Genomic DNA, 18,987 nt, shown 5'->3' with positions numbered 1-18,987 from the left:
GGACGGCTCACACCCGTCCGCAAACGCAATATTCAGCGGCGTTTGCCGCAAGGTATCGCATCGACAGAAGAAAGAGGGATGCTCATGCGCGGGAAACGCGTGGTTTTGGGAGTGACAGGGGGGATCGCGGCTTTCAAGGCGGCATCGATCGCAAGCCAATTGACCCAGCGCGGGGCGGATGTTCGTGTGATTATGACGGCTTCCGCTACCCAATTCATCACCCCCCTGACAATGCAAATCCTGTCCCGCCATTCCGTCGCCGTCGACACGTTCGATGAGCGCAATCCGGCGGTGGTGAACCATATTGATTTGGCCGATCACGCCGATTTGTTTGTGATCGCTCCGGCCACGGCTAACTTCATGGGTAAGCTGGCAATGGGGTTGGCAGATGATATGCTGACGACGACGCTGTTGGCGACACTCGCCCCGATTGTGGTAGCGCCGGCGATGAATGTACATATGTACCAAAATGCCGTTGTGCAGGAGAATATGAACCGACTTCGGTCACGCGGCGTCCGATTCATCGATCCATCGGAAGGGCAATTGGCTTGCGGTTATGTGGGGCAGGGGCGAATGGCCGAACCGGAAGAGATCGTGGCGTGGGTTGAACGCTTCTTTGATACAAACCGTCCACTGGCGGGAAAAAAGGTATTGATCACGGCGGGGCCGACGCAAGAGCCGATTGATCCCGTCCGCTATATCTCCAATTATTCTTCTGGCAAGATGGGCTATGCGCTGGCGGAAGCGGCGGTGTCCGCGGGGGCGGAAGTTATCCTCGTCAGCGGTCCGGTTTCGCTCCCTACCCCTGAAGGCGTAACCCGGATTGATGTTGTCCGTACGCGAGAGATGAAAGAGGCCGTCATGCGGATGCTACCGGAAGCGGATGTGATCATTAAGGCCGCGGCGGTGTCCGATTATCGGCCGAAAGTGGAGCTGGCCTCAAAGCGGAAAAAGGCTTCCTCCGAATGGTTGCTGGAGTTGGAGAAAACGGAGGACATCGCGAGTGAAGTGGGCAAACGCAAACGGCCCGATCAATTGTTTGTCGGCTTTGCCGCGGAAACGGATCGGGTGGCGGAGTATGCGAAATCCAAGCTGGTGCGCAAAGGGCAGGATTTGGTTGTGGCTAATGATGTCACCCTGCCGGGAGCCGGCTTTGGCACTGACACCAATATCGTCACCATCTATGACCGGGATGGGGAAGTGTGCGCTCTGCCTTTGCTCAGCAAACGCGAAGTGGCCGAGCGGATCATCCAGTTGATCGGAGAGCGATTGCATGAACGGCGGTAAGTGCATTGCCCAGGTGATCGTAGATGTGCCGACCAAAGCGACGGACCGGCCCTTCGATTATCTGGTTCCCGAAAGCTTGCGGGGTGAAGTGCGGATCGGTTGTCGGGTCAAGGTGCCGTTCGGCCCGCGCAAAGTGCTGGGATATGTGGTCAATTTGAAGGATGAAGCGGAAACGCCCCGCCTCAAAGCCATATTGGACGTGCTGGATTTTGTGCCCCCCCTGACGCCGGAATTGGTGCAGCTGGGCTTTTTTATGGCTGATGAGTACTTATGCCGCACGATGACAGCGCTCGCTTCCATGGTGCCGGCAGTGTTGAAGGGGACTTACGCAAAAGTGGTGAGTCTCGGGCCAGAGGCTTCTACCGAAACAGATTCGCTCGTCGACCTGCCGGCGGCGCCGCTATTTGCCCGATTGCGCGACAACAAAGAGTGCTCATGGGATGAAGCCTTGGATTCGGTTGGTGGTGACGCTCGCTTGTTGCGCCGATTGGCAGAAGCGGGCCGGATACGAGTGGAAGAGCGAATCGGCGACCGGGTGACGAGGCAAAAAGTGATGTGGGTTTGGCCTAACCAATCAGCGGATGAGCTTAACCGAACATTGGAGCGGCTATCAGGGCGGGCCAAACGGCAAAAAGAGGTGCTCTGCTATTTTGTGGAACAACCGGAATCCATTCCTCTGCCCACTTTGCTGGCGGAATTGCGAGTGGCGCGCTCTACCGTTCAGAAGCTAGTGGAGATGGGGGCGTTGGCGTGGGAAGAACGAGAAGAATACCGTGACCCATTTAAGCACCGGTCGTTTCAGCCTACTGAGCCATTGCCGCTGACACGGGAGCAGGCGGCGGCGCTGACGGCCATCGTAAAGCCGATTCATGAACGCTGTTACCATTCCGTGCTGTTGCAAGGTGTCACAGGAAGCGGCAAGACGGAAGTGTATTTGCAAGCGATCGCTGAAGCGCTCAAACTGGGGCGTGAGGCGATTGTACTCGTGCCGGAGATTTCGCTCACACCGCAGATGGTCGAACGGTTTAAAGGCCGATTTGGCGATCAAGTAGCCGTTTTGCACAGCGGGTTGTCCAGCGGCGAGCGCTTTGATGAATGGCGCAAGATCCGACGCGGAGAAGTAAAAGTGGCCATTGGCGCCCGGTCGGCTATTTTCGCTCCGTTTAAACAAGTTGGCTTGATCATCATCGATGAAGAACATGAATCTTCCTACAAACAAGAGGAAAACCCTAAATACCATGCTAGGGAAGTAGCAGCGTGGCGGGCGCGGCACCATGGAGCTACCTTGGTGCTAGGATCGGCTACCCCCTCGTTGGAGACGCATTACCTTGCCGACTTCGGGGCACTTGAACGAGTTGTGCTTCGGGAACGAGTCCATGGCAGACCCTTTCCGGCAGTGACCATTGTGGATATGCGGGAGGAGTTGCGCAAGGGAAACCGCACCATGTTTAGCGGCACGTTGAAAGAAGAGTTGTTGGCGTGCGTTGAGCGCGGGGAGCAAGCGGTGTTGTTTTTGAACCGTCGGGGTTTCTCCACGTTCGTGATGTGCCGGGAGTGCGGGGAAACATTGATGTGCCCCCATTGTGATATTTCGCTCACTTATCACCAAACGAACCGCACAGTGCGATGTCATTATTGTGGCTATGCAGAGCGGGTCCCCAAAGAATGCCCGTCCTGCCAGAGTCCGCACATTCGCCACTTCGGCACAGGAACGCAACGCGTTGAAGAAGAATTGGTACGCCGCTTCCCTGGCATCCGTGTCATTCGGATGGATGTGGACACGACCAGCCGAAAAGGGGCGCATGAACGTTTGTTGACTTCGTTCGGCGAAGGGAAGGCTGATGTGCTACTTGGCACGCAGATGATCGCCAAGGGCCTTGATTTCCCCAGGGTCACCCTGGTTGGCGTCATCGCAGCGGACACAATGTTGCACTTGCCTGATTTCCGCGCCGCTGAGCGGACTTTCCAATTGCTTACGCAAGTGAGTGGCCGGGCGGGGCGGCATGAGAAGCCGGGAAAAGTGATCATCCAGACCTACTCCGCCGAGCATTATAGCATTGAGCTAGCCGCGTCCCATCAGACAGAAGCATTTTACCGTCAAGAGAGTTTCATGCGCAAACAGCACGCTTATCCGCCGTATTGCAGTTTGTTTACAATTTTGCTCAGCCATCCCGATCAAGTGACCGTGATGCGCGCGAGCCAGGAGTTGGCCCGTGTGATTCAAAGGGGGATGCCGGCGGAGTGCCAGTTGCTCGGTCCGGTTCCTGCACCAATCCCCCGCTTGAAGGATCGTTACCGGTTGCAAATGCTAGTGAAATATCAAGCGGAACGGGGTGACGGGGACAGGCTGAAACCGTTGCTTAGGGAAGCGGTGGCGATGTTTGACGATCCAGAGCTCAGGATCAGTGTGGATCGGGATGCAGGAGAGCTAATGCAACCTGTCCGTGGCGATCGGTTCACTTTGTGGGCAGAAAGAAAATAGAGTGATGTTGAACATTGCATTTTCCATAGGCCGGCTCCCATCAAACAGCCGGAGAAATAACTATTAGACAAAGGAGAGAGTCAGATGGCGATTCGCAGGATAGTGCAATACCCAGACCCGGTGTTAAAGAGCAAAGCCAAGCCGGTTACCAAGTTTCACGACCGCTTGCACAAATTGTTGGATGATATGGCCGAAACGATGGAAGATGCCCGCGGCGTCGGTTTGGCTGCCCCGCAAGTCGGGATTTTGAAGCGGGCAATCGTTGTCGACATTGGTGAAGGGTTGATTGAAATGGTCAATCCCGAAATCGTGGAACGTCGCGGAGAACAATTGTCACCGCCGGAAGGGTGCTTAAGTATCCCCAATCTGATTGGTGATGTCCGCCGGGCCAACTATATCAAAGTGAAGGGCCAAGACCGCTATGGCCAGCCGATGGAGATTGAGGCGGAAGGATATTTGGCGCGGGCCTTCCAACATGAAATCGACCATCTGAACGGCGTCCTCTTCATCGATGTGGCGGAAAGAGTGTACCGTCCGGATGCGGAGGGGGATGCGGATTGAGTGAACAAGTGAGGATTGTGTTCATGGGAACCCCGGATTTCGCGGTTCCCTCTTTGCAAGCATTGGTAGAAGAAGGGTATCACGTTGTCGGGGTGGTGACGCAGCCTGACCGTCCCAAAGGACGCAAGCGGGAGCTAACCCCCCCGCCGGTTAAAGTTGCTGCACAGGAGTTGGGCTTGCCTGTGCTCCAGCCTGAGAAATTGCGGGAACCCGCGGCGTTGGATGAAGTGCTGGCTTTGCGTCCCGACTTGATCGTGACGGCGGCTTATGGGCAGATCTTGCCGGAGAGACTCTTAAATGCCCCGCAGCATGGATGCATCAATGTCCATGCTTCCCTCCTGCCCCGTTATCGTGGTGGGGCCCCGATTCATTGGGCGCTGATCAATGGGGAACGGGAGATGGGCGTGACCATCATGTACATGGTCAAAGCATTGGACGCGGGCGACATGATCGCCAAACGAGCCATTCCTGTAACTCCGGACGACCATGTGGGCACGATGCATGAGAAACTGAGTCGGCTTGGTGCGGATTTGTTAAAAGAAACGTTGCCGGCGCTGTTAAAGGGCGAGATCGAAGCAGAACCGCAAGTGGAAAGCGAGGCGACATTCGCCCCCAACATCAAGCGGGAAGACGAACGGATTGACTGGAGCCGCCCCGCGGAAGCGTTGGCCTGCCAAGTGCGCGGGCTGTGCCCATGGCCGGTGGCCTTTACAACATGGAAAGGAAAACCACTCAAGATCTGGTGGGCCATTCATACAGATGAGCCTTCCGATGCGCTGCCGGGAACGGTGACGCAAGTGGACGAGCAAGGTATTGTGGTTGCGACTGGCAGTGGCTCGCTCATTCTGAAAGAGGTACAGCCGGCAGGAAAGAAACGCATGCCCGTGTCGGAGTTTGTGCGCGGCCGGCCGATGGAGATTGGTGAACGGTTGGGTGAAGCATGATGAAAAAAACGGTATCAGCCCGAGATGTCGCGCTTGATGTGCTGCTCCAGGTGGAACAGCATCAGGCATACAGCAATTTGGCGCTCAACCAGGCTCTTTACCACAGTGGACTGGATAATCGCGACAAAAGGTTGGCGACAGAATTGATATATGGCACCGTGGCACGTTTAAACACCTTGGATTGGATAGGGAACCGCTTGGTGAAAAATGGGCTTCGTTCCCTGCAACCCTGGGTGCGCCAGTTGGTAAGAATGAGTTTGTACCAATTGCGTTATTTGGACAAGATCCCAGAGCGGGCCGCGGTGCATGAGGCAGTGCAAATCGCCAAACGGCGGGGGCACCGGGGCATATCCAGCTTGGTGAATGGCGTGTTGCGCTCGTATCTGCGTCGGCGGGATGAGTTTCGCTTGCCCGACCGCCCTGCCATCCTCAAAGAAAAAGCGCTCCGCCTTTCTCATCCAGAGTGGATGGTCAAGCGGATGGAAGAAGTGTACGGCGCCGCCGAAACGGAACAGGCTCTCCTGTCCAATCTGACGCCACCAAAAGTAAGTGTCCGGGTGAATCAGCTCAAGCTGGAGCGGGAAGCATTCATCGAACAGTGGAACCAATCGGGTCTGGGAGAAGCTGTGGCATCGCCTTTGGCACCGGAGGGCGTGGTGATTCAGCGGGGCGGAAATCCAGCCTTTAGTCCGTTGTTCCGGGAAGGGCTGTGTACCATCCAAGATGAGAGTTCCGTGTTGGTCAGCCGTATATTGCACCCTCACCCTGGGATGCGGGTGTTGGACGCCTGCGCCGCACCGGGTGGGAAAACAACACACTTGGCTGAATTAATGCAGAATCAGGGGACGATTGTCGCTTGCGATATTCACGCTCACAAATTGGAGCTGATCCGAAGCAACGCCGACAGGTTGGGGATTGGGATCATCGCTGAACAGCAAACCGATGCGCGTGAGGCGAGTGCTTCGTTTGCGGCCGCTTCTTTTGACGCCATTTTGCTGGACGCCCCTTGTTCCGGCCTAGGGGTGATCCGTCGCAAACCAGATATCAAATGGAGCAAAGAGGCGCAAGCGATTGAACCATTGGTGCAGTTGCAACGGGAGCTACTGGAGGAAGTGGCTTCTCTGTTAAAGCCCGGGGGTGTGTTGGTTTACAGCACTTGCACCTGGGAGCCGCGTGAAAACAGGGAGCAAGTGGAGGCGTTTGTGAAACGCCATCCGGAGTTTAAGCTGGATTCGGCGTTTATCCATGACTTGGCACCCGCAGTGAGGGAACGGGCTGTCATCGGTGAAGGATGGATTCAATTGTTGCCGCACCATTTCGGAAGCGATGGCTTCTTTATTGCACGCATGCGCAAAATCAAGTGAACCCATCACAGTATCTATCGTTGTTGTTTGGGCTCTTACCGCCATATCTGGCGTGGTAAGAGCTTTTTGTCATGAATAAGCCACACATGATCAAGAGGGATTGGCGGCGAATGCATGAGGTGTAATAAACGATTGTCATCTACATACTAGAATTAGGTTAAAGGGGGAACGGCCATGTTTAATATTATTCGTTCAGAAGAACGGTACCAAGCTGATTATGGTTGGTTGCAGACAAAATACAGTTTTTCGTTCGGCCCATATTATGATCCGGACAATATGGAATTTGGGGCGCTTCGCGTGTTGAATGACGATATTGTGGCGCCAGGGACGGGCTTTGATTTTCATCCGCACAACAACATGGAGATCGTCACGTATGTGATTTCGGGAGAATTACTACATCAGGATAGCATGGGCCACAAAGAGGTGATTCGGGCGGGCGAAGTGCAGTGCATGACGGCGGGCACAGGCATTTACCATTCTGAAACGAACCCCTCGACCACCGAACCGGTGCATTTGTTGCAGATCTGGTTTTACCCCGAGCAACAGGGACTCACCCCCACTTATGATCAAAAAGCATTTCCGGTCAGGGAGCAGAAGAATATGTGGATGCCAGTGGTGACTGGACACAAGACGGAGGAAGCACTACATATCCACCAAGATGTGAGCGTGCGCCTGGCCACTTTGGAAGCGGGCAAAACGCTGACCTGTGAGCAAGCACCGGGGCGGAGGTTCTTTTTGTTTGTCATCGAGGGCGCCTGTTTGGTGAATGGGGAGCGGTTGGAGGCTGGCGACAGCATCCGGGCGGTCGGAATCGAGCAGCTTGAAGTGGCAGGGCTGAGTGATGCACATCTGATGTGGATGGATTTGGCGTAATGTTACCTTCCAAATGGAAGGTAAACGGCGGGCTGGTTCGGTTGCGCCGACTAGCATACGCCCCCTGTTTTCTCCACTACGCGGCAGGGAGGCAAGAGCATAGTTGTCTTGTTTTCCTGTCTACCTCCAGGTCATTGCTCAAGTTTGACGAAATTTCTGTACGGATTGTCACATTTTTGTCGAAATTTGTTTTATGATAAAGGAGCAACGATCGTTGGAGGAAGGGGAATGGCATATGCTGTACGGGATTTTTGGTATCCTGTTGTTTCTCGGTGGGGCGCTCGTCGGCTATGAGGCCTTTAAACTGTGGACGAGCCCGGTGCATTTAGGTGTGGAAGAGGTTAGCCTAGCGGGTTGGGTGTTAGCCGTCAATGTGCCGGAAGCCGAAATCGTGAAGTATATCATTTCTTTCCTCATTTTGAGCGGAGTGTTGTTTCTCGCTTCCTTGTATCTGTTTAAACGGGCCTGGCTAAAGCAAAGCTGAAGCAGCACCATTGGCATCTTCTTTAGGGGGGACCTTATCGGTTCCCCCTTTTTCGCGTGCCTTTATGCATACCGCGCGGCTTTTGGTGAGAAGTTAACAATGGTGATGTATATGAGTAATCCATCATTTCGCATTTGGCGAAGGAAAGAACAGCGAAAACAAAAAAAGCTTGATGAGCATTATGAAAAGCAATTGAATGCGGCGTTGGGGGATGAGCCGATCAAACCGACCGCCAAAGAAAACGCCGACTTCATCAATAAGGTGTTAGGGGATTGTTCCGATTTGGTCACCCGTTCGTTCACCATGCAGGGAGAGGTTGGGTGCGCCGTTCTGTTCATTGATGAGCTGGTCAACAAGGAAGTGGTCCACAACTTTTTGTTGCGCCCACTCATCAACAGTGAAAAGGCTCGCCAGTCGGCAGACGAATTGTGGACGATGATCACGCAAAACATCGTGGAAGTGGGGGAGACCAAGGAAGCGGATGATCTGAAGACGGCGGTGGACGCCATCTTGAGCGCGGACACCGTTTTGTTCATTGACGGGCTACAAAAAGCGCTGATTGTCGGGACCAAGGGATGGGCGACGCGAGGCGTGAGTGAGCCGAGGGCGGAAGCCGTAGTACGCGGACCGCGTGAAGGCCTCAGTGAGACGATGTGTTTCAGTTTGGCGATGATTCGCCACCGCTTGCGCGATCCCAACTTTAGGGTGAAGTACCACACCATCGGCAAACGCACCAAAACCACTGTGGGATTGCTTTATATCGAGGGCTTGAGCGATCCCAAAATCGTCAAAAAAGTGACAGACCGCCTGAAAGAAATCGAGATTGACGGGGTGCTGGAAAGCGGGTACATCGAAGAGATGATTCAGGATCAAATATGGACGATGTTTCCGCTGGTGCAAAACACGGAGCGGCCCGATACCGTCGTCGCCCATCTGCTTGAGGGGAAAGTGGCCATTTTGGTTGAAGGGACGCCGCACGCGTTGATCGCGCCGGCGGTGTTCACCCAATTTTATTACAGTCCGGAAGATTATTATGAGAAATGGTACCACTCTACCTTTTTGCGGTTCATCCGCTTGATAAGCATGATCATCGCATTGTTGTTGCCTGCGCTGTACATTGCGTTTGTCTCTTTCCATCCGGAGATGCTTCCGGCCAATTTGGCGATTGCTATGGCCGCTGGTCGGGCGACGGTGCCCTTCACAGCCACTTTGGAAGCGTTGCTAATGGAGATTAGTGTGGAAATACTGCGCGAAGCAAGTATTCGCTTGCCTGGTCCGATCGGTCCCACGATTGGGATTGTAGGTGCGTTGGTGATCGGTAATGCAGCGGTCACAGCGGGTCTTGTCTCCCCGGCCATTGTGATTGTCGTCGGTCTGACCACGATCAGTTCGTATGCCAACCCCAGCTACAACGCCGCTATTGCTGTGCGGTTGCTTCGGTTTGGCTTTATCATTTTAGCAGCGATGTTCGGTTTGTTCGGAGTGATGATGGGACTGATGATCATGGTATTGCATCTGGTGCAGTTGCGTTCGTTGGGCATTCCGTACATGGCGCCGTTCTCGCCGCTTAACTTGCGGGATTTGCGCGATTCGTTGGTGCGGGTTCCATGGAGATGGATGAACCGGCGGCCCGCTGTTTACCGCTCGCAAGATCCGACCCGCCAAGGAAAGGGGGATGCCGAATGAGCAAACTTCGCTCTGAACCTGATGTCGGTCACACGATTTCACCGTACCAAGCGTTCGTTCTGATGTACCAGTCGATGTACGGGGTAGGGATCTTGAGTTTGCCGCGAGATGTGGGGAAATTCACGGGAAATGATCTGTTGTGGGTTATCGTGCTATCCGGTTTGACTGTGTGGGGGATCGTCATGCTTAATACATGGCTATCCCAAAGATACCCCGGGATGACCATCATGACGTACGCTCCTCGGATCTTGGGAAATGACAAGCGTGAATGGGTGGGAAAGGTGCTCACTTTTCCGATTTTGGCAGGCTTGGCGACTTTCTGGATCATGGGGATGTCCATCAGTACGCGTGTTTTTGGCGAAGTGGTGGTGACCGGGGTCTTGGTTCAAACCCCTATCGAAGCGGTGATCTTGGTGTTTCTGATCGCGAGCGCCATTGCTGGGGGTAGCCATCCCACCAACATGGCCAAGTTTAACGAGTTTATGTTTCCCTTTACCTTGATCCCCATCCTGTTGTTGGTGATTGCGTTGGTTCAGCGTGGGGAGTTGGCGAATCTGTTTCCGATGGGCGAAGCCAATTGGCCGTTGATTTTGCGAGGTGTGGTCAGTGCCACTTATTCGTTTGCCGGTTACAAGATCCTGTTGATATTCAGCGGCTATTACGCCAAACCCTATAAATCGTACCAATCCCACTCCACCGCAATGTTGAGCGTGACATTTATTTATTGGTTTGCCTGTTTGACTTCGCTGAGTGTGTTTGGCAAAGACGAGATTAACAACATTTTGTATCCGGTTTGGGAATCGATTAAGGTTGTCTACTTGAAAGAGCTGTTTTTTGAGCGGATGGAGTCGGCCATCTTGGCGATCTGGCTAATCGCGGTGTTCTGTTCCATCTCGAACTTGTTGATGAGCCTGGTGCAGGCGCTGATGGATGCCTTCCATCTTCATGAAAAGTGGAGACGTTGGCTTTCGTTCAGCATTGTGCCCATCGTTTACTTTATTGCAATGATTCCCCAGAACATCAAAGTGGTGGGCGTTTACGCTTCCCGGCTGGGCATACTTGCCCTTATGTTGGCACTTTCCATTCCTGCCATTCTTTTGCCAGTTTCATTGATCCGCAAGAAGAAAGGAGAAAGCCCTAGTGAAACGACGGCTAGTTAAAGGAATACTCGCTTTGCTGGCGTTCATCCCGCTGGTCGGGTGCTGGAATGCGCAAGAGATTGAGAAGCGCACGATTGTCGTTTCCATGGCGATCGACCGAAATGAAAGCGGGGGGTTGACGGTTAGCATCCAAGTTCCCAATCCGCGTCAAATCGCCGGTGGTAGCGGTGAGGGAGGCGGCGGAGGTGGTGGAGGCGGGGCGGTTGAAGTCTATTCGGGAAGTGGACCGACACTAGAATCGGCCTTCGAGGAATTAAATCGCAAATCCATTTATCCGATGTTCCTAGGGCATATGCAAACGCTGATCTTTAGCGAGGAATTGGCCAAACAAGGCATCGCCCCGATTCTGGACTTTCTGCGTCGCGATCCGGAGATCCGACGACACATGTACCCCATCGTCGTGTCTGGCAATGCCAAAGATGCATTAACTGTTCAGCCCAAATTGGAACAGATCCCTACTTATTATGTGCGCAACTCCATTGAAAGTCAGATTGACTTGGAGAGAGTGTACGACATGACTCTGGGGAAAGCTTTTGTCGATCTGAGCCATCCAGGCAAGCAAGTGCCGTTGTTCTATTATTTCAAGGCGTCGAAGGATGGCTTCGTATACGATGGAATGGCTGTCTTCCACGGCGACAAAATGGTTGGGGCGCTGGATCCCACTGAGATGAACATTGTGCTCAATGTGCGTGAAAAAAAGGCGGGCAGGGAAGTCGTAGCCGTCTGCCCCGGTGGAAAGATCATTTTCGGCCCAAACAAAGTGAAGCGCAAGTTCACCATCACGAATCAACCCAAAGCGATGATTGCCATCGAGTTGGAGGGAGAAGTGTTGGAGAATAGTTGTAACTTCACGATCAAGGATGAACGCGCGCTTGAGAAGGTGAACAAGATCATCGCTAGACAGTATGAACAGATCGCTCGGGAAGTGACCGCCCGAGCTCAGCGGGAATTGAAGACCGATGTGTTACAGATTCGGAATTACGTCTATGCTTACTACCCCCAAATATGGAAAAGAGTTAATTGGGAGACTATGTTTCCCCACATGCCGATCCAGGTGAAATATGATGTGAATGTGAAACGAATTGGTTTGAAAGCCCAATGATGATGGGGAGAGGAGTGAAAAAATCTTCACGTCCTGTCCCTTTTCATTCCGATGGACTATGATATAATAAGGAAAGTTTTGAATGGGACAGTCTGTTCAAAGCGTCTGGTAGTTTAAAGAAACTGGTGAGAATGAATGATGAAACCTTTTGCATATGATCTGACTTTCCCTGGATGGAAAGAGTGGATGAAAGAAAATCAGCAGCCAGCTTTCCGCGCGAAACAAGTGATGGACTGGCTTTATGTCAAACGGGTGGATGCGTTTGATGAAATGACCAACTTGCCTAAGGATTTGCGGGAGCGGTTGAATGAGACGTTCCGCTTGCAACCGTTGGACGTGTTGACCACCCAAGTCTCTTCCGATGGGACAGTGAAGTTTTTGTTTGGTTTGCATGACAAACATGCCATTGAAACGGTGATCATGCGCCACCAATACGGCATCAGTGTCTGCGTGACCACGCAAGTTGGTTGCCGTGTCGGTTGCACGTTTTGCGCATCCACGCTGGGCGGTTTAAAACGGAACTTGAGCGCAGGCGAAATCGTGGCCCAGGTGGTGCAGGCCCAGAAGTATTTGGATAAAACGGATGAACGTGTGAAATCCGTCGTGGTGATGGGTTCAGGCGAGCCTTTTGAAAATTACGAACCAACCATGGATTTCATCCGCATCATCAATGATCCCGCCGGTTTACATATTGGACAGCGGCACATCACCGTTTCTACCAGTGGCGTCGTGCCCAACATCTATCGCTTTGCGGATGAGGATTGGCAAGTGGGCTTGGCGATCTCGCTCCATTCACCCAACACCGAGCTACGTTCCAAATTGATGCCGATCAACCGGCGGTATCCGCTGGCTGAATTATTGGACGCCTGTTGGTACTATTTAGAGAAAACTGGGCGTAGACTCACTTTTGAATACGCTTTGATCGGGGGCAAGAATGACCAGCCTGAGCATGCGCACGAGCTGGGCAAACTCTTGAAGGGGATGAATTGCCTGGTCAATCTGATTCCGGTCAACTATGTGCCGGAGCGGGATTACACCCGCACGCCGAGAAAACAAGTGTTTGAGTTTAAACGCATCCTCGACTCCTATCGCGTTAACACCACCATCCGCAGAGAGCATGGCCATGATATCGATGCGGCGTGTGGACAATTGAGAGCAAAGCATAGTAATGTAAATGCGTGAGATAGATGTTCTCCTGAAACCGGCATTTGCGTTGCATGCCGCGTTTACCGGCGGTTCCGGTAACCATGCAGTGACGCGTTCTCTTTGCATTGATATGGCAAGCGGACAACGAAATAAAGGGAAAGGGGTAACCGGAGATGTTGATGGCACGGCGTACTGACATTGGCCGCGTGCGCGATCTCAACGAAGACAGCACAGGTCTTTTTGTCACCGATTCCGGAACGGTGATCGCCATTGTCGCGGATGGCATGGGCGGTCATCAAGCCGGTGATGTCGCTAGCAGCGAAGCGGTGGACACCATTCAAAACGTGTTAAAGATAGAGAATTTGAACGTCTCCACCGATGAGAAAAGCGAAGTCTTGTTACATGCGGTGGGCAAAGCGAACGAACGAGTCTATACACTCGCCACCGAGAATAGTCATATGCAAGGGATGGGTACGACCACGATCGCGGCGATTGTGGATGAGCATGAAGTGGTTTTGGCCCATGTCGGCGACAGCCGCGCGTATGTGTTGCACAATGATGGGCTGTACCAGTTGACCGAAGATCATTCCTATGTGAACCTCTTGATCAAGCACGGGCAGATCACGGCGGAAGAAGCACGCAATCATCCGCAACGCAATATGATCGTCCGTGCGGTGGGTACCAGTGAGGATGTGGAAGTGGATTTGGTCAACACGCCGTGGTCGGAGGGGGATTTCCTGCTTTTGTGTTCTGATGGGCTCACCTCCATGGTTAGCGAGCGGGAAATCGGCATCGTTTTGTCATCCACAAGCATGAGTATAGATGAGAAAGCAGATAAGTTGATCCAACTGGCATTGGAAGCTGGTGGAAATGATAACATTTCCTTAATTCTTCTACAACATACAGGAAGGTCGGCTACATCTTAATCGGGTTCAAGGAGGAACGAGGTGACCATGCAGATGGAAGGGAAGAAGCTGGGGGGACGGTACGAGATAGTGAGCCGTGTTGGCGGCGGAGGGATGGCGGTTGTATATAAAGCGAAAGACTTGCTCCTCCATCGTTATGTGGCCATTAAAGTGCTGAGCGAATCCCTTAGCAACGACTCAGAATTCATACGTCGCTTTAGTCGGGAAGCGCAAGCTGCTGCGAGTTTGTCTCACCCCAATGTAGTCAATGTTTATGATGTGGGGAAAGATGGATATACGCACTACATCGTCATGGAATTGGTTGAAGGGCCGACATTGAAGCAATACATTTTGGAGCGCGGGCCGCTACCGGTGCAAGAGGCTGCTAACATCGCGATGCAGATCTGCGACGGTTTGGCGCACGCACATGAAAACCAGATTGTGCATCGCGATATCAAACCGCACAACATCTTGCTGGGTTCCAATGGCCGAGCCAAAGTGACCGACTTTGGGATCGCCCGTGCGGCTAGTTCGTCTACGATCACTCAGACGGGTTCGGTAATGGGATCGGTTCATTATTTTTCGCCGGAGCAAGCGCGTGGCGGTGTGATCGGCGAAAAGTCAGACCTCTATTCATTGGGGATCGTGCTGTATGAGATGTTGACAGGGCGCCTGCCGTTTGACGGGGACTCCGCGATTTCCATCGCTTTGAAGCATTTGCAGGAACAGCCGGATGATCCGCGTCGTTTCAACGAGCAGATTCCCGATAACATGGCGGGCATCATCATGAAAGCGCTGGACAAAGATCCTAACAACCGCTTCGCTTCTGCTCGCGATATGATGCACACCCTGCAACAAGCGGTGCAGATGGGGCCGCGGATGGAGTCCAATTGGAGCGCTTCACCCAAACCCGCGCAGAAGCAGATGTATCAGACGATTCCGTTGACCGATGACGACAACGACCCGCCTGTGGCCACGATGAAAGAGGAGCGGGAGCCGTCATATCGCTCACCGATCCAACGGCCGGAGATTCGCTCCAGCACACAGAAACAGCCTGGCCTGGGCGACAAGACACTGGCCAACTTAGAACGGTTGAAAAACGTGCCCAACGGCGGCGATCAAACGATTTTCCAACGCACCGTCGTCTGGTTGGAAAACGTGCAGGCCAAACTGCCGTGGTGGCAGAAGCTCTTATTCGGACTCTTTACCGTCTTTGTGATCCTTGTCATTAGCGTCTGGGGTTTTAATCAAATTTGGGGATTGTTTAGCGGTGGCAGTGACGAAACTGCAGGTCAGCATACAACAAATATGATTGAGGTGCAAGAGTTTAAAACGTTGAATGAACTGAAAGCTTTTGCTAAGGAAAATGATCTTAAGCTGGAACAGCATTTTGACGCCGATGCTGAGCCCCAGGAAATCGCAAAAACGGAGCCTGCGGCAGGTGAAAAGATTCAAAAGGGCGACACCCTTAAATATTGGGTGGGGCCGGATGGATATACAGTTGAAAATTACGTTGGAATGAAGGAATCGGCTATAAAAGTTAAACGAGATCAAGAAAATCGATATAAAATTAAAATCTTTTGGTGTCCAAGCGGTGGGAGTCCTTATACAGCTTATGATCAGAAGCCTAAAGCTGGAGAACAAGTGAAAGCTGGTGGCGTAGTCGAGGTGTATACTTTCACACCTGAGGTAGCTAGTACTTACACTGAGTGTAAACCAGCTAAGAGATAATTACAAAAGGAGGTCCTATATGCCGGCAGGGCAAATCGTCAAAGCGATCAGTGGATTTTACTATGTGCGCTCGGAGACGGGGGAAGTGTTCCAATGCCGGGCGCGCGGCGTGTTCAAATTTGAAAAGAAAAAACTAACTCCGCTGGTGGGCGATTTCGTTGAGTATGACGTGACGGGGTTGGACGAAGGCGTTGTGACCTCCGTCCAACCCCGTTATTCTGAATTGACACGCCCACCCATCGCCAATGTGGATCAGGCAATTGTCGTTTGTTCCCTTCGCGAGCCGCATTTTCAACAGATGCCAGTGGACCGGTTTCTGGTCCATGCGGAGCGAGAAGGATTGGACATCGTGATTGTGATGACCAAGCGGGATTTGATTGAAGATGAGAGCGAGATTGAACGAGTGAGAGAGATTTATCACGCGGCTGGATATCCGGTGGTTGCCACCAGCATTCATACCGGCGAAGGGCTGGATGAGGTCCGGGAACGGTTGGCGGGAAAAGTGTCTGTGTTTGCAGGGCAGTCGGGTGTGGGCAAATCCTCTCTGCTCAATCAGCTGTTGCCGGGTCGGCGGCTGGAGACAGGTTCGGTGAGCAAGAAGCTGGGACGGGGCCGCCATACGACGCGACAAGTGGAGCTGTTGCCGCTTGACAGCGGCGGACAGGTGGCCGACACCCCTGGATTCAGCCAATTGGCGTTTCAGGGGATGGAACCCACCGATCTGGGCGCCTGCTTCCCGGAAATGCGCGAACGGGCAGCGGCGTGTCGATTCCGGGGTTGTCTCCATCTGAACGAACCGGGGTGCGAAGTGAAAGAGGCGCTTTTAAACGGGGAGATCCATCCGGATCGTTACCAGCATTACGAAACGTTTATGAATGAGATCAAAGAAGCGCTTTTAAGGAGGTATTAAGCATGATTAAAATAGCCCCATCGATTTTGTCGGCCGATTTCGCGCGGCTGGGCGATGAGGTCAGGGAAGCGGAACAGGCTGGCGCCGATTGGATTCATGTCGATGTGATGGATGGCCGGTTTGTGCCCAACATCACCTTGGGTCCGGTGGTGGTGGAGGCGATCCGGCCCCATACTCGCCTGCCGCTGGATGTTCATCTGATGATCAACGAGCCAGATCGCTATATTGAAGCTTTTGTTAAAAGTGGTGCGGATGTGGTGTCAGTGCACCAGGAAGCTTGTCCCCATTTGCATCGCACCATACACCGCATCAAGGAGCTGGGTGCTAAGGCGGGTGTGGTCATCAATCCGGCGACGCCCGTTTCGCTCATCGAACCGATTCTACCAGATGTGGATTTGGTTTTGCTCATGACCGTCAATCCGGGGTTTGGTGGGCAGAAGTTCATCTCCAGCGTGTTGGACAAGATCGGACAAGTCCGCAGATTGCTGGTTGAGCGCGACTTGTCTCACGTCGATGTGGAAGTAGATGGTGGAATCAATGCGCAAACGGCGGCATTCGCTGCCCAAGCGGGTGCCAATGTCTTGGTCGCCGGGTCGGCGGTATTTGGACAGGTGGATCGCCAAGCAGCGATGGCTACCATCCGGGAGGCGGGCGAGCGGGCGTACAGTCGTGGCTGACGCTTTTTTGTTCGATTTGAGTAGGATAACCCGTCCTATGGCATAAAGAAGGAGACGGTAACAGCATGAGACAAGGACAACGTTTAGTCAGTATGGTGGAAGTGGCCATCATGGCTGCCATCGCGATTGTCTTCAACCACTTGACGCCGTTTCAATTGTGGCCCAACGGGGGATCAATTACCCTCTCGATGGTGCCCATTGTGGCGGTGGCGTTTCGTCGTGGAGTGAAACCGGGACTGGTGTGCGGCCTGTTGACGGGGGCATTGCTGATTGCTTTAGGTGGAACGGTTGTCCACCCAGCGCAGGCCGCGCTCGACTATCCGATTGCGTTTGCCGCCGTTGGCCTGGCCGGGTGGGTGCGGCTTAGCGAGGGGCGTTCCCGCCAACAGCAATTATGGCTGATCGGTTTAGGCGTGTTGGTGGCTGGAGGCATTCGTTACTTGGCCCATGTCGCGTCAGGGGTCGTTTTTTTCAGCGAGTATGCGGGTAACCAGCCGGTGCTGTTGTATTCGCTTGGTTACAACGCCACGTTTATGGTGCCGGAAGTGCTGATCACGCTCGCTGTTTGTGGTGGTGTGTATTGGACTGCCCCTCAGCTATTGTGGCGTCGTGAACGGAGGGGATGAGGTTTGTCTCGACAACCGAGGGTTTATGTGGTCGCGGGCGGCGAGGTGACGGAGGAAGAATTGATGGCCATCCAAGTGGAACCAGGATTTGTGATCACAGCAGATGCGGGGGCACAAGCTTTATTGCGGATGGGAATGAAACCAGACTTGGCGGTGGGTGATTTTGATACGACGGGTCGCGGATTCGTGGGCGAATTGGCACGGCTAAAGGTGCCGACAGAAGCATTGCCGGCGGAAAAAGCGGTGACCGACCTGCATTTCGCGCTGATCAAAGCCGTAGAGCGAAGGCCGGATGAAGTGCGGATCTTGGGGGCGCTCGGCGGCCAGCGGTATGATCACATGCTGGCCAACATCGCTTTGTTGGAGTGGTTGGCGGAGCAGGGTGTCCGTGGCGTGTTGCTCCACCGTACCAACCGCATCCGCTTGTTGGTCGGACCGGGCCGGCTCTCCCTCCCACGGCAAGGTTTTCACTACGTGTCATTGATTCCGCTGTCGAAGGAGGTGCGGGGCGTGCAAACGGTCGGATTGAAATATCCGTTGCACAGCGAAACCCTGCATCGCATCGAGAGCAGGGGGATCAGCAATGAATGGAGCGACGCCGAAGCGATGGTAGTGATCCAGGCTGGGAAGCTTTTGGTGGTGGAGAGCAGGGAAGGGCTCGTCCCTTAATTCCCTGTTCTAGGTACCATTTTCACCCTATAGAATATAAATAAGTTGATGACATGTATCGCGGTCGATTCGACCGGGACGGTTAAGGGGTGAGAACGTTGCGTTTCTATACCATCAAGCTGCCCAAGTTTCTAGGCGGCGTCGTCAAAGCGATATTAGGCATGTTGAAGAAAGACTGAGCATCAACCCCCAGTTGTTGCAAAGGACACAAAAAAAAGCACCCAGTGAGGTGCTTGAGAATGTTGACAAACCCTGCGAATCAACTTTGTTGATCGCAGGGTTTTTGTATATAAAAGGGATATAAACAATTAATGGATGAATATCAACCCATATAAACTTAAAACCACCTCCCTTACCTGCTCTCGAAAGCAGCATAGCCA

Annotated in this window: 20 protein-coding genes; 19 read left to right on the top strand and 1 reads right to left on the bottom strand. The window is 53.2% G+C overall.

All coding sequences use genetic code 11. The features are described from left to right. Positions 1–78: 78 nt before the first annotated feature. From coaBC to spoVM, 19 genes are all read left to right on the top strand, one after another. On the top strand, positions 79–1,287 hold the full coding sequence (gene coaBC, locus CLV36_RS00090) for a bifunctional phosphopantothenoylcysteine decarboxylase/phosphopantothenate--cysteine ligase CoaBC (RefSeq protein WP_228503271.1): 1,209 nt from the start codon (positions 79–81) through the stop codon (positions 1,285–1,287). After that, positions 1,274–3,769 (top strand): primosomal protein N', encoded by a 2,496-nt coding sequence (gene priA, locus CLV36_RS00085; protein WP_106341341.1) that lies wholly within the window; start codon positions 1,274–1,276, stop codon positions 3,767–3,769. The genes coaBC and priA overlap by 14 nt, the downstream gene beginning before the upstream one ends. 84 nt (positions 3,770–3,853) lie before the next feature. After that, the gene (gene def, locus CLV36_RS00080; RefSeq protein ID WP_102992824.1) at positions 3,854–4,330 is read left to right on the top strand and encodes a peptide deformylase; all 477 of its coding nucleotides are present in this window, start codon (positions 3,854–3,856) and stop codon (positions 4,328–4,330) included. A gap of 23 nt (positions 4,331–4,353) precedes the next feature. Then, positions 4,354–5,274 (top strand): methionyl-tRNA formyltransferase, encoded by a 921-nt coding sequence (gene fmt / locus CLV36_RS00075; RefSeq protein ID WP_106341664.1) that lies wholly within the window; start codon positions 4,354–4,356, stop codon positions 5,272–5,274. Continuing rightward, positions 5,274–6,638, top strand: a complete 1,365-nt coding sequence (gene rsmB, locus CLV36_RS00070; protein WP_106341340.1) for a 16S rRNA (cytosine(967)-C(5))-methyltransferase RsmB — start codon at positions 5,274–5,276, stop codon at positions 6,636–6,638. Before fmt ends, rsmB begins: the two co-directional genes overlap by 1 nt. Positions 6,639–6,812: 174 nt before the next feature. Continuing rightward, the gene (locus tag CLV36_RS00065) at positions 6,813–7,511 is read left to right on the top strand and encodes a pirin family protein (RefSeq protein WP_106341339.1); all 699 of its coding nucleotides are present in this window, start codon (positions 6,813–6,815) and stop codon (positions 7,509–7,511) included. 214 nt (positions 7,512–7,725) lie between these two features. Beyond that, positions 7,726–7,995 (top strand): hypothetical protein, encoded by a 270-nt coding sequence (locus CLV36_RS00060; protein WP_102992821.1) that lies wholly within the window; start codon positions 7,726–7,728, stop codon positions 7,993–7,995. 111 nt (positions 7,996–8,106) lie between these two features. Further along, positions 8,107–9,681, top strand: a complete 1,575-nt coding sequence (locus CLV36_RS00055; protein WP_106341663.1) for a spore germination protein — start codon at positions 8,107–8,109, stop codon at positions 9,679–9,681. After that, complete coding sequence (locus CLV36_RS00050; protein ID WP_181352741.1) at positions 9,678–10,841, top strand: GerAB/ArcD/ProY family transporter; 1,164 nt, start codon at positions 9,678–9,680, stop codon at positions 10,839–10,841. Before CLV36_RS00055 ends, CLV36_RS00050 begins: the two co-directional genes overlap by 4 nt. Then, on the top strand, positions 10,822–11,943 hold the full coding sequence (locus CLV36_RS00045; protein WP_106341336.1) for a Ger(x)C family spore germination protein: 1,122 nt from the start codon (positions 10,822–10,824) through the stop codon (positions 11,941–11,943). The genes CLV36_RS00050 and CLV36_RS00045 overlap by 20 nt, the downstream gene beginning before the upstream one ends. Positions 11,944–12,081: 138 nt before the next feature. Then, positions 12,082–13,125 carry a dual-specificity RNA methyltransferase RlmN gene (gene rlmN / locus CLV36_RS00040; RefSeq protein ID WP_106341662.1) on the top strand — a complete coding sequence of 348 codons (1,044 nt, stop codon included), beginning with the start codon at positions 12,082–12,084 and terminating at the stop codon, positions 13,123–13,125. Next, positions 13,118–13,285 carry a hypothetical protein gene (locus CLV36_RS17075; RefSeq protein ID WP_154987466.1) on the top strand — a complete coding sequence of 56 codons (168 nt, stop codon included), beginning with the start codon at positions 13,118–13,120 and terminating at the stop codon, positions 13,283–13,285. Before rlmN ends, CLV36_RS17075 begins: the two co-directional genes overlap by 8 nt. Further along, on the top strand, positions 13,263–14,015 hold the full coding sequence (locus CLV36_RS00035; RefSeq protein WP_022736398.1) for a Stp1/IreP family PP2C-type Ser/Thr phosphatase: 753 nt from the start codon (positions 13,263–13,265) through the stop codon (positions 14,013–14,015). The genes CLV36_RS17075 and CLV36_RS00035 overlap by 23 nt, the downstream gene beginning before the upstream one ends. A gap of 33 nt (positions 14,016–14,048) precedes the next feature. Next, positions 14,049–15,725: a Stk1 family PASTA domain-containing Ser/Thr kinase gene (pknB, locus tag CLV36_RS00030; protein WP_106341661.1), complete on the top strand. Its 1,677-nt coding sequence runs from the start codon at positions 14,049–14,051 to the stop codon at positions 15,723–15,725. A gap of 19 nt (positions 15,726–15,744) precedes the next feature. Next, positions 15,745–16,635: a ribosome small subunit-dependent GTPase A gene (gene rsgA / locus CLV36_RS00025; RefSeq protein ID WP_022736396.1), complete on the top strand. Its 891-nt coding sequence runs from the start codon at positions 15,745–15,747 to the stop codon at positions 16,633–16,635. Positions 16,636–16,637: 2 nt separating this feature from the next. Further along, positions 16,638–17,312: a ribulose-phosphate 3-epimerase gene (gene rpe, locus CLV36_RS00020; protein WP_106341335.1), complete on the top strand. Its 675-nt coding sequence runs from the start codon at positions 16,638–16,640 to the stop codon at positions 17,310–17,312. A 65-nt stretch (positions 17,313–17,377) separates the two neighbouring features. After that, a complete protein-coding gene (gene thiT / locus CLV36_RS00015; protein ID WP_106341334.1) occupies positions 17,378–17,938 on the top strand; it encodes an energy-coupled thiamine transporter ThiT in 561 nt (186 codons plus the stop codon). Positions 17,939–17,941: 3 nt separating this feature from the next. After that, entirely contained in the window at positions 17,942–18,607 is a 666-nt protein-coding gene (locus tag CLV36_RS00010) for a thiamine diphosphokinase (protein ID WP_106341333.1), read from the top strand. A gap of 89 nt (positions 18,608–18,696) precedes the next feature. After that, positions 18,697–18,786 (top strand): stage V sporulation protein SpoVM, encoded by a 90-nt coding sequence (gene spoVM, locus CLV36_RS00005; RefSeq protein ID WP_083465010.1) that lies wholly within the window; start codon positions 18,697–18,699, stop codon positions 18,784–18,786. Here spoVM and CLV36_RS17500 read toward each other — a convergent pair. After that, the coding region (locus CLV36_RS17500; protein WP_219904886.1) for a hypothetical protein at positions 18,752–18,987 on the bottom strand (236 nt) is incomplete at its 5' end. The two genes, spoVM and CLV36_RS17500, sit on opposite strands and share 35 nt — an antisense overlap.

Origin of the sequence: Laceyella sediminis (genome assembly GCF_003003125.1) — a bacterium.
Taxonomy (GTDB): Bacteria; Bacillota; Bacilli; order Thermoactinomycetales; family Thermoactinomycetaceae; genus Laceyella; species Laceyella tengchongensis.
Note: the sequence above shows the minus strand (reverse complement) of the source record. Positions and strands in the feature narration are given on the sequence as shown.